8 protein-coding genes are annotated in these 12,063 nt (G+C 60.6%); all 8 read right to left on the bottom strand.

What is annotated here, in order from left to right; all coding sequences use genetic code 11:
• Positions 1-7: 7 nt before the first annotated feature.
• On the bottom strand, positions 8-2,293 hold the full coding sequence (locus ACZRMS_RS09620; protein ID WP_463995139.1) for a sigma 54-interacting transcriptional regulator: 2,286 nt from the start codon (positions 2,291-2,293) through the stop codon (positions 8-10).
• 229 nt (positions 2,294-2,522) lie between these two features.
• Entirely contained in the window at positions 2,523-3,551 is a 1,029-nt protein-coding gene (locus ACZRMS_RS09615) for an ABC transporter permease (protein WP_463995138.1), read from the bottom strand.
• 59 nt (positions 3,552-3,610) lie between these two features.
• Positions 3,611-5,176, bottom strand: a complete 1,566-nt coding sequence (locus tag ACZRMS_RS09610) for a sugar ABC transporter ATP-binding protein (protein WP_463995137.1) — start codon at positions 5,174-5,176, stop codon at positions 3,611-3,613.
• 94 nt (positions 5,177-5,270) lie between these two features.
• Complete coding sequence (locus ACZRMS_RS09605; RefSeq protein ID WP_463995136.1) at positions 5,271-6,197, bottom strand: sugar ABC transporter substrate-binding protein; 927 nt, start codon at positions 6,195-6,197, stop codon at positions 5,271-5,273.
• Between the two features lie 141 nt (positions 6,198-6,338).
• Positions 6,339-7,370 carry a Gfo/Idh/MocA family protein gene (locus tag ACZRMS_RS09600; protein ID WP_463995135.1) on the bottom strand — a complete coding sequence of 344 codons (1,032 nt, stop codon included), beginning with the start codon at positions 7,368-7,370 and terminating at the stop codon, positions 6,339-6,341.
• Positions 7,371-7,518: 148 nt separating this feature from the next.
• Positions 7,519-8,544, bottom strand: coding sequence for a bifunctional inositol 2-dehydrogenase/D-chiro-inositol 1-dehydrogenase (iolG, locus tag ACZRMS_RS09595; RefSeq protein ID WP_463995134.1), 1,026 nt, complete (start codon positions 8,542-8,544; stop codon positions 7,519-7,521).
• A 39-nt stretch (positions 8,545-8,583) separates the two neighbouring features.
• The gene (gene iolD, locus ACZRMS_RS09590; RefSeq protein ID WP_463995133.1) at positions 8,584-10,521 is read right to left on the bottom strand and encodes a 3D-(3,5/4)-trihydroxycyclohexane-1,2-dione acylhydrolase (decyclizing); all 1,938 of its coding nucleotides are present in this window, start codon (positions 10,519-10,521) and stop codon (positions 8,584-8,586) included.
• A 34-nt stretch (positions 10,522-10,555) separates the two neighbouring features.
• Positions 10,556-12,058, bottom strand: coding sequence for a CoA-acylating methylmalonate-semialdehyde dehydrogenase (locus tag ACZRMS_RS09585; protein ID WP_463995132.1), 1,503 nt, complete (start codon positions 12,056-12,058; stop codon positions 10,556-10,558).
• Positions 12,059-12,063 lie beyond the last annotated feature (5 nt).

The raw sequence follows: 12,063 nt of genomic DNA, 5'->3' as shown, positions 1-12,063 counted from the left end.
ACTCCCTTTATAGACGAGGTATTTCTATCCAGGCGAGCAACTCCAGCGCCCGATTCAGACCCGCATGCGCGACTTTTGGCTCTACGCCCCGTACAGCCCGGGAGAGGACCTCCACAGCCTGTTCGCAGCGGTTGGTGCGATTCAACAACAGAGCCAGTTGCGTGGCGGCACTGATCCCGGCGGGGACGGAGCCGAGCGCCTGCGCTGTGGACAGAGCGTTGCGCAAACCGCTTTCAGCACCATCGAAATCCCCCGTTGCCAGCACACCACAGGCCTTGAGCACCATCAGCTCACTGACATACACGCGGTCCTGATGATCGAGCGCGATGTCCAGCGCATGGGAGACCAAACTGATGGATTCGCGGATGCGACCTGCCTGCAGGAGAATCTCGCCACGTTTCCAGGCCTGAAACGAATGGAACAAGCGCCCACCATTGCGCACCACATGGTTCTCGAAACCCTCGGCAATGATCCGTTCGGCGTCATTGAACAAACCCTGCGAGCCCATATAACAGCCGCGAAACACCTGACCTATCCCTTGATAGAAAGAGAATTCGTGCTCCCGGGAAAGCGTTTCCAGCTCCAGGGCCAGAGGTTTGAGCGCTATATGCTCTTCAAACAGGCAAGCCAGCCAGGCCGCCCCTTGAAGCGCAACCAGTCGATTGAAGGTGTTGCTTTGCGGCTCCAGAGTGCGCCTGATCAAACGCTCCATCGCGTCCCTGGCGGACTGAAAAAAACCCAGTTCGAAGGCAGCCAGGCCCTCCAGGGTAATCGCCAATCCAACCAGATCCAGCCCCTGGGCTTGCGGCCAGTCGGGGTGAAATTCGCTCGTCAGCCCGGCACGGGACAGGCAGGCCAGCGTCTCGTCTTTGTCCCCCAGCCAGAAGAGGGTATTGGCCATGGCCACATGGGCTTGCACCTGCATGCTGATGAAGTCGCAACCCTGTGCCCGCTGCAACAATTCCTGGGCCGTGGCACGGGCATTGACCAGGTTCAGGCTCATCAACTGTGTGGTCCAGATCCCGAACTGGATCGAGGACAACTCCATGGCATTACACAGCCCATGACCCACTTGCCGGGCCGACTCATAACAGGCGCTGCCCGCCCTGCTCAGCCAGCCCTCGATGCTGCTGTAGCTGACGCCGAGCAGGCAGTAGAGTTCGAACTGCAAGTGCCAGATGTCCTTGCACTCATAGACTTCACTGGCCACCGCCAGACCTTTTTGCAAAACCGTCAGCGCCTCACGAAAGTTGGCGCCGGCTACCAGGGCGCGGCCCGTTCCCAGATAGCGTTCAACTTCCAGGTGTTTGTCCTGGCGCAACTTCAGGCGCCGCTCTATGACCTTTCTATTCACTCCCAGCAAGTGAGCCGCCGCCGTCTTGTTGCCCTGACACATCTGCAGTGCATGATCGATCAACAATTGCTCCGCCGCGGCCAATTTGTCCTCGCCGGCCATTCTCAACAGGGCTTGAGCCAAGTCGCCGTGATTCTGCGTTACCGGCTGTTCATGGCAAAGAAAGGGCTCCAGCAGCGTCACGTCTATCAGTGAGACTTCCGCCAACACGCCGATCCGATCAATGAGGTTTCGCAGCTGCCGTACATTGCCAGGCCAGGCCTGACGACACAGCAAGGCCAGCGCCTCGGGGGCAAAACAGAACTGTCGGGGCTGAAGGCGGCAAAAATACTCGACGAGATCGGGAATATCCTCCCGACGCTGCTCAAGGCCAGGCAACTCCAGCTCAACGACGGCCAGGCGATAGTACAAATCCTCTCTGAATCGCTCTTGGCGCACCAGCAGCTTCAGGTCGTGGTGAGTGGCCGCAATGACTCGCCCGTCAAAACGCTGCGCCTCGCTTGAGCCCAGCGGACGGTAGGAGCGGGTTTCCAGTACCCGCAACAACTTGGGTTGCAGCGACAGCGGCAGCTCGCCGATTTCATCGAGGAACAAAGTACCGTGCCCGACCATGTTCAAGTAGCCCGCCCGGTTGCTGGTCGCACCCGTAAAAGCACCTTTGACGCAGCCGAACAATTCAGATTCGAGCAAGTTCTCGGGGATGGCACCGCAATTCAAGTCGATAAAGGGCAGGTCCGGGGAACCCAACCGATGCACCATCTGCGCAACGATCTCCTTGCCTGCCCCCGTGGGACCACTGATCAGGACAGTGCGATCAGTGCTGGCCACCCGATGGATAAGCCGATGCAAATGCTGGAAAGCCTTCGACTTACCGATTACCACGGGTTCGACAGGGGCGGGCTGTAGAGCAACACCACCTTCAGGGCCGGTTGGGCGCATCGCGTTGATAGTCCTTTACGAATACGAGCGGACACTGATTCGACCCCGATGTGTACGAGTCAGCCCAGTATTGCGATGCATGCGCTGCGCCAAATAGACCTCTGGCACTGAAGCGCATGACAACTATCATCTCTCACACTTTAGCGGTGATCGCGGAATGTGAGAGGTGATTCGCGCTTTTCCCGTAAACGACCGATCGACGGCAATGTGCCACCTACCCCTGTGCGCCTTAACGCTTGAGTTTGCGCTTGTTGCGGTACTGGTCGATAACCACCGCAGCGACGATGATCAGGCCCTTGATGATGTCCTGGATGTAGGCATCGACCCCCACGAAGGTAAAGCCGCTGGCCATGACCCCGAGGATCAACGCACCGATCACGGTGCCGGTGATGCGCCCTACCCCGCCCGCCAGGCTGGTGCCGCCGATGACCGCCGCGGCAATCGCGTCCAGTTCATAGGACATGCCCATGCCCGCCTGCCCGGTGGCAGCCCGTGCCGAAGCAACGACCCCGGCCAAACCTGCAAGCAGGCCGGCGATGCTGTAGACGATGATCAGGTGGCGTTTGACGTTGATTCCCGAAGTGCGCGCCGCCTGCATGTTGCCGCCGATGGCGTAGGTGTATTTGCCGTACTTGGTGTAGCGCAGGGCGATATGGAAAATCAGCGCCACCACCAGAAAGATGATGACCGGCATCGCGCCGTGGCCGATGGCGGTGTAGGAGTCCGAGAGCATGCTCACCGGCTGGCCTTCGGTGTAGTAACGCGCCAGGCCGCGGGCCGACACCATCATGCCCAGGGTCGCAATAAACGGCGGGATGCCGGTGATCGCAATGATGCTGCCGTTGATCGCACCCGCCAGCAGCCCCACCCCAAGCCCGGCAATCACCGGGATCCACACCGGCAGGTCGGTCAGTGACGGGAACACCGCGCGGGTGAAGTCCGAGGTTTGCGCCAGACTGGCAGCGATCATCGCCGACAGCGCCAGCACCGAACCCGATGACAGGTCGATACCGGTGGTAATGATCACCTGGGTGACGCCAATCGCCAGCAGGCCAATGACCGAGACTTGCAGGATCATCAGAACCAGACGCTGGGAGTTCATCAAAAAGCTCTGGTCACGCACGATCCAGCCAAACACTTCAAACACCAGACCGATGCCGATCAGCACCAGGAAGATGCTCAGCTCAGTGGGAAACCGGCGGCGCTGTTTGGGCTTGGACGGGACTACGGCAGGCTTGTTATCTGTGACTGCGTTCATGGACGTTTACTCTCTTGTTCTGCTGCGCCAGCGGCCCTGTTACGGCTGCGGCGAAATCGTTAATGAATCGCCGTGATACCGGACGCCAGTTGCATGACCCGTTCCTGGGTCGCCTCGCTGCGATCCAGGGTGCCCATCAGCTCGCCTTCGTGCATCACCATCACCCGGTCGCTCATGCCCAGCACTTCGGGCAGTTCCGACGAGATCATGATCACTGCCATGCCTTCGCTGGCCAGAAAGGAGATCAGCCGGTAAATCTCGACCTTGGCGCCGACGTCGATACCCCGGGTCGGCTCGTCCAGGATCAGCACCCGCGGGTTGGTCATCAGCCAGCGGGCCAGCAGGGCTTTTTGCTGATTGCCGCCCGACAGGGTGTCGATGCACTGCTCCAGCGACGGGGTTTTGACCCGCAGCTTTTTGCACATGTCTTCGCACAGGGCGCGCAGGGCTTTTTGCTGGATAAAACCGTTGCCGGCGTAGTGCGGCAAGATCGCCATTTCCATGTTTTCCAGCACCGACAGGCACGGGAACAGCCCGGTCAACTTGCGGTCCTCGGTGAGCAGCGCAAAACCCTTTTCAATCGCCTGATTCGGGCTGCTGATCCGCACCGGCAGGCCATCGAGCTGGATCACGCCGCCGTCGCTCGGGGTGATGCCGAAAATGGTTTCGGCAATGTTGGTGCGCCCCGACCCCATCAACCCGGCAATGCCCAGAATCTCGCCGGCATGCAGGTCGAATGAGACATCCTCGAACACCCCGTCCAGGCGCAAGTCGCGCACCGACAGCAGCAAATCGCCAATCGGGGTTTCACGCACCGGGAACAGCTGGGTCAGCTCGCGGCCCACCATCATCGAAATCAGGCTGTCGCCGTTCATGCTGTCAGCGCGTTGCAGGCCGATGTAGGCACCGTCGCGAAACACCGCCACTTCATCGGCAATGCTGAACACTTCATTCATTTTGTGGGTGATGTAGATGATGCCTTTGCCCTGGGACTTGAGGTCGGCAATGATCGAAAACAGGTGGGCGACTTCCTTGTCGGTAATGGCCGAGGTCGGTTCGTCCATGATCAGGATGTCCGAGTCATAGGACACGGCCTTGGCGATTTCGACCATCTGGCGCTCGGCAATGCTCAGATTGCCCACCAGCTCCTGGGGATCAAGGTCGATGCGCAGGCGCTCCAGCAGTTGCGCGGTGCAGCGGAACATCGCCTTGTGGTCGATCATGTGCAGCCCGTTGAGCTGCTCGCGGCCGATCCAGATGTTCTCGGCGATGCTCATGTGCGGCATCAGGTTGAGTTCCTGGTGGATCATCGCGATCCCGGCCTGCAACGCCGCCAGGGGGCCGGCGAAAGTGACCGGCTTGCCCCGCAGGCGCAGCTCACCGGAATCGGGCTGGTAAATACCGGCAATGATCTTCATCAGGGTCGACTTGCCGGCGCCATTTTCACCCATCAGGGCCAGCACCGAACCCGGACGTACCCGCAGTTGCACGTCATCAAGCGCCACCACGCCGGGGAAGCCCTTGGTGACGTTGATCACTTCCAGCAGATAAGGCGCATCTTCAGTGATGGCCGTGGAGGTGGGGGCCACCGCCGGGGTGCTTGAAACCGTCGCTGACGCGAGCATAGCCAGTACTCCTCAGATGCCCAGGTCAGAGCCCGGGACAGTGGGCAAGGCTTGAGCCTTGCCGCCTATTGTTGTTATTGGATCGAGCTGACGATTACTTGTAATCCTTTGCGTTCTCTTGAGTGATCAACTGGAAAGGCACCCAGACCGCCTGTTCAACCGGCTGCTTGTTGATCATTTTCATCACGGTATCGACCGAGCCGTAGGCCTGGCCCTTGGCATCCTGGAACACCGAAATCGCCAGTTCGCCCTTCTCCACCGCACGTACCCCGTCCGGGGTGCCGTCGACGCCCGCAATCAGCACGGTGCCCGGTTTTACCCCGGCCTGTTTCAGGGCCATGGCCGCGCCGATGGCCATCTCGTCATTGTTCGAGACCACGGCATCGAACTTGCGGCCCTGGGTGATCCAGTCGTTGGTCAGGGTCATGCCCTTGTCACGCAACCAGATACCGGTCTGTTCTTGATCGATCTTGATATCCGGGTACTTGGCCAGCACCTGCTTGATGCCTTTGGTGCGGTTGGTGGTGGAGTTGTTGGCCAGGTCGCCCAGCAGAATCACGATGTCGCCCTTGCCGCCCATTTTGTCGGCCAGGTACTGCATCTGCATGATGCCCGCTTCCAGGTCGTTGGAGGCCACAGTGGCCACACCCGGCGGCAGGTTGGTGTCGTCGGGGCGGCGGTTGACATACACCAGCGGGATCCCGGCCTTGACCGCCGCCTCGGTGATTTTTTTGGTCGCGGCAGTGTCCACCGGGTTGACCACGATGGCATCGACTTTTTGACTGATGAAGTTCTCGACCTGACTCAGTTGCTTGACCACGTCAGCCCGCGCATCTTCGAACTGCAACTGCACGCCTTCAGGGTAAGTTTTGGCTTTGTCGTTCATCGACTCGCGCAGGTAAGTCAGGTAGGTGTCATCGAACTGCGACATGCTCACGCCGATTTTGGTATCGGCCAGGGCCACGCCGCTGGCAAGCATCATCGACAGTGCCAGGGAAGCAAAAGGCAGGCGGTTTTTCATTGGGGCAGTCTCCACATTCTTGTTGGTTTTATAGATGCGGTACTTGTGTGACATGGGGTTGCAGCAATCTGGAATCGACTCTATTGGAAAATAATTTCCATATCAACCAGATTTAGAATTTATTCGAAAAGTAATTCTATTTTAAGCGTTCAGGCCGATCCTGATGACTTGCTGGCGTTCAGCACTCAAGCGCGCCGCGTCCAGCACCTGCAGGGCCTGCAGCACATCGCAGGGGTCGACGGGCACGGCGCCCTGCCCTTTGACTGCTGCGATCATTTGCAGATAAAACTGCTGCCAGCGGCCATGTTCGGTGGGCACTCGCTCACGCTCATCGCCCTGTTCAAACCAGCCCCAGCGCCGATGCTCCTCCGCGCCCCAGCGATCGCCTTCGGTTTTGGGCGACAAACCGGCGAGCACAGCGGCTTCCTGCCCGTCGAACCCTTCGACGCTGTAACAGCCCAGGGTACCGCTGACCCGAAATCTTGGCCGGGGGCTGCTTTGCAGGCAACTGCCGCCCAGGTGAGAGATCACGCCATTGGCGTGGGTCAGGGCCATAAAAAAGCTGTGGTCGATATCCGGATGCTGCGGGCTGCAAGTACGCTCGGCGTAAACCGACTGCACCGGGCCGAACAGTTGCAGCGCCTGATCCACCAGGTGGCTGCCCAGGTCGCGCATCCAGCCACCGCCGCTGGCATCGCCCACTGCGCCGGGTGAAAAGCGTTCGACGAAGGATTCAAATCGGGCGACCTGCCCCAACGCACCGGCATCCATCAGTTTGCGTACGGTCAGAAAGTCCGAATCCCAACGCCGGTTCTGATACACGCTCAACAGCACGCCTTGACGCCGGGCCGCCTCCACCAGTTGCCGGGCCTGGGCGGTATCGGCGGCGAAGGGTTTGTCACTGACCACCGGCACGCCCAGCTCGATGGCCTGCAGCACCAATTGCGGGCGCCCCTGGAGGGTGGTCGAGATCACCAGCAGGTCCACACCGGCTTCGACCAGTTGGCCGAGGCTGTCATAGGCTTTGACGCCGGGGTATTCATTTGCCAGTAGCTGCCGGCGTTCAGGGGAACGGGTGACCACCCCGGCAAACGTGACACCGGGCAAGCTGGCGATAAGCGGAGCATGAAAAAAGCGGCCACCGTGGCCGAAGCCGACGAGTCCAATACGCATAAAACCTCCTGTTAACACTCAATCCCTGTGGGAGCCAGCCTGCTGGTGAAGACATCACTGCGATGTGCCTCAAACACCTCGGGGCCTGCATCGCTGGCAGGCCGGCGCCCACAGAAGATCAATCAAACCCGGCTATTGCGGGACCGGATCAACCGTAGAACCGCGGCCGCTCAGGCAACTCAACCTTCACAATCGCCCCGCTCTGCTGCGCTTCGATGCAGGCATCCGCCGCGACCGCTGCGGCAAACCCGTCCCATGCCGAAGGCCCGCCAACGCTCCCGGCCCGTACCGCGTCGATAAAGGCCTGCAGTTCGACGTCATAGGCCCCGATAAAGCGATCCTTCCAGTCCATCAAAATGGCGTTGGACAGCTTGGCCTCGCTGCGCAGTTGCACTTGTGACGGCTCCGGCAATTTGGCAATCCCGGTCTCCCCCACCACTTCACATTGAATGTCGTAGCCGTACTGGCAGTTCACAAACACTTCAACGTCGATCCGCGTGCCCTTGACGGTTTCCAGCAACACGATTTGCGGGTCGCGCAAGTGCGCCAGCGCCTTGCTGGTTTTTCGCGGGAACACCACTTGCACCGACACGTAATCGTCGTCGAGCAACCAGCGCAACACGTCCAGTTCATGGATCAGGGTGTCGGTGATCGCCATGTCGGTCTTGTAGTTTTCACCCACCCGCGGATTGCGGTGCGCGCAGTGCAGCATCAACGGCTCGCCGATCTGGCCGCTGTCGATCACGGCTTTGAGTGCACGATAGCCTTCGTCATACGGGCGCATAAAGCCGACCTGAACCAGACGCTTGCCATGGGCAACCTCAGCATCAACGATGGCCCGGCACCCGGCAGCCGTGACCGCCAGGGGCTTTTCACAGAACACCGGTTTGCCCGCCTTGATGGCCGCCAGCACAAACTCTTCGTGGCTCGGGCCCCAGGACGTCACCAGTACTGCGTCGACTTCTGGCGCATTGATCAGTGCATGACCGTCCGGATACACCTCGGCTGTCAGCCCCAACTCGGCCACGACCTGGGCCGCTTGCTGCAGATTGATATCGGTCACCGCCACGACCGTGCTGTTAAGCAAGGTCTGGCTGCAACGGCGAATGTGATCACGGCCGATGGCGCCCGTACCGATCACGCCCAGCTTCAAGGTTTGAGTGTTCAACGACATGTGCCTGCTCCTGTTGGATTTCTTGTCAGAGTTGGGTGATCAGTACTGCCGGGCTTTGGTCAGTGCCAGATTGGATTTCTGTGCCGCCGCATCGGTGCGGGCGCTGGTGGACACCTGCGCCACACCGACCCGCCACCAGGTCAGGTAGCTGTGGATCATGGTTTTGGGCAGCACCTTGATGTCGATCAGGGTCGATACCGTCTGCAAACGCGCATCGGCCAGGGCCGCGTGCAATTGTTCAAGGGTGCTGACCTTGTAGGTCTTGCAGCCGTAGGCCGCCGCGCTCATGGCGAAATCCACGGGCACAAAACCACCGTCCAGCTTGCCGGTTTCAGGGTTGCGGAAACGGAACTCGGTGCCGAAGCTGTCCATCCCGTTGCCCATCTGCAAGTTGTTGATGCAGCCGAAGGTCATGTTGTCGAACAGCACCACGTTGATCTTGCGCCGCTCCTGGATCGAGGTCGCCAGTTCGGAGTGCAGCATCATGTACGAACCGTCGCCCACCAGCGCGTACACCTCACGTGCGGGTTCGGCGAGTTTGACCCCGAGCGCGGCGTTCACCTCGTAGCCCATGCAGGAGTAGCCATACTCCAGGTGATAGGTGTTCACCCCCTTGCTGCGCCACGCCCGCTGCAGGTCGCCAGGCAGGCTGCCCGCGGCCGCCACGATCACCGCATCGTCAGCCAGGGTGTGATTGAGCACGCCCAGCACCTGACTCTGGGTCAGGCACGAGCCGGTCAGCTCGATAAACTCGCGCAGCACTGCCGGGTCCAGGTGGTCGGTGATTTCGGGAGCAAAGTCCGGTTGCTGATAATCGACCTGGTACACCCGGTCCACTTCGGCGTCCAGCAGGGCCTTGGCCTGTTGCGGGGCATCGCCCCAGCTTGAGCGATAACCGCTGTTTTCGAGGGTCTCGGCCAGCGCCTCAAGCCCGGCTTTGGCATCGGCCAGCAACTGCACGCCGTCAAGTTTGAGCGCATCGCAAGGGCTGATATTGAGGTTGAGAAACTCCACCTGCGGGTGCTGAAACAGCGACTTGGACGAGGTGGTGAAATCGGTGTAGCGGGTACCGATACCGATAATCAGGTCTGCGTCCCGGGCCAGCATATTGGCGGCCAGGCAGCCGGTTTCGCCAATGCCGCCGACGTTCAGCGGGTGCGCGGAAACGATGGCGCTTTTACCGGCCTGGGTTTCGGCAAACGGAATATCAAAGCGCTCGGCAAACGCCTGCAACGCTGCATTGGCAGCGGAGTACTTGACCCCGCCGCCACAGATGATCAGCGGTTTGCGCTTGCGCTCAACGATGGCCCGGGCATCCGCCAGCATGGCCCGGGTCGGTAAACGCCGGTCGATGCGGTGCACGCGCTTTTGCAGAAAGTAATCGGGGTAGTCGTAGGCTTCGGCCTGTACGTCTTGCGGCAGGGCCAGGGTCACGGCGCCGGTTTCAGCCGGATCGGTGAGTACACGCATGGCCTGGATCGCCGCGCTCATCAATTGCTCGGGGCGGTTGATGCGATCCCAGTATTTGCTCACGGCCTTGAACGCATCGTTGGTACTGATGCTCAGGTCGTGGAACTGCTCGATCTGCTGCAACACGGGGTCGGGCTGGCGGCTGGCATACACATCGCCCGGCAACAGCAACAACGGGATCCGGTTAGCCGTGGCGGTGGCTGCGGCGGTGAGCATATTGGCTGCACCCGGCCCCACCGATGAGGTGCAGGCGTAGATCTTGCGGCGCAGGTTCTGCTTGGCAAAACCGATGGCAGCGTGGGCCATGCCCTGCTCGTTGCGGCCCTGGTGCACCACCAGGTCACCGCTGTCCTGCTCCAGCGCCTGGCCCAGCCCCAGCACGTTGCCGTGGCCAAAAATGGTGAAGATACCGGCAATGAACTTGCTCTGAACCCCATCGACTTCGACGTACTGGTTGTCGAGGAATTTCACCAGGGCCTGGGCCATGGTCAGTCGTGTCGTGCTCATGTTTGCACCTTGTTTTGTAGGGTGTGCCCGCCGGTTACTTGGCGGTCGGCATGCTGAATTCCGGGCCTTTGGCGATGCTGTCAGGCCAGCGCTGCATCACGCTTTTATAGCGGCTGTAAAAGCGGATGCCTTCTTCGCCATAGGCGTGGTGATCGCCGAACAGCGAACGCTTCCAGCCGCCAAACGAATGCCAGGCCATCGGCACCGGAATCGGCACGTTGATGCCCACCATGCCGACCTTGATCGTTCGCGCAAAGGCCCGGGCCACACCGCCGTCGCTGGTAAAGCAGGACACGCCGTTACCGAATTCATGGGCGTTGATCAGCGCCACGGCACTGGCGAAATCAGCCACGCGGACAATCCCCAGCACCGGGCCGAAAATTTCCTGCTGGTAGATGCTCATTTCCGGCGTGACGTTATCGAACAGCGTTGCGCCGACAAAAAAGCCCTCCTCGGCCCCCGGCACTTTGAGGTCGCGCCCATCGACAATCAGGTCTGCACCCTGCTCCACGCCCTGGTCAATAAAGCCGATGACCTTGGCCTTGTGCTCGGCAGTCACCAGCGGCCCCATTTCACTGTCGGGCAGCAAGCCATTGCCAACCTTGAGCCGATCAATCCGTGGCAGCAGTTTTTCGATCAGCTTGTCTGCGACGTCGCCCACGGTCACGGCAATCGAAATCGCCATGCAACGCTCGCCCGCTGAACCATAGGCTGCGCCGATCAGCGCATCCGCCGCCTGGTCGAGGTCGGCGTCGGGCATCACGATCATGTGGTTCTTCGCCCCGCCCAGTGCCTGCACGCGTTTGCCGCGGGCCGTGCCCTGCTGGTAGATGTACTCGGCAATCGGGGTGGAGCCGACAAACGAAATGGCTTCGATATCCGGGTGCTGCAACAGGCCGTCCACCGCGCTCTTGTCGCCCTGCACCACGTTGAACACGCCATCCGGCAGACCGGCTTCGGTCAGCAGGCGGGCCATCAGCAAACTGGCCGACGGATCACGCTCGGACGGTTTGAGGATGAAGCAGTTGCCCGTCACCAGCGCCAGCGGAATCATCCACAGCGGCACCATGACCGGGAAGTTGAACGGGGTCACACCGGCGCACACGCCCAGGGGCTGGCGCAGGTTCCAGTTGTCGATGCCGCCGCCGATGTTGTCGCTGAAGTCGGTCTTGAGCAACGCCGGCGCGCCACAGGCGTACTCGACGATTTCGATGCCGCGCGTCACTTCGCCCTTGGCATCGGAGAACACTTTGCCGTGCTCGCGGCAGATGATTTCGGCCAGCTCATCATGGTGCTCGTCGAGCAGTTGCTTGAACTTGAACATCACCCGCGCACGGCGCAAGGAAGACTGTTCGGACCACGCCGGGAACGCCTTGAGCGCCGAGGCCACGGCCTCGTCTACCGTCTGCTGGCTGGCCAGTGCCACCCGTGCCTGCACGGCACCGGTAGCCGGGTTGAATACATTGCTGAAACGCTCGGCGCCTGAATCCTGAACCTGGCCGTTGAGGTAGTGGCCGATGACCGGGGTAGTGCTCATTCTTG

This window comes from Pseudomonas sp. B424 (genome assembly GCF_055408345.1).
Note: the sequence above shows the minus strand (reverse complement) of the source record. Positions and strands in the feature narration are given on the sequence as shown.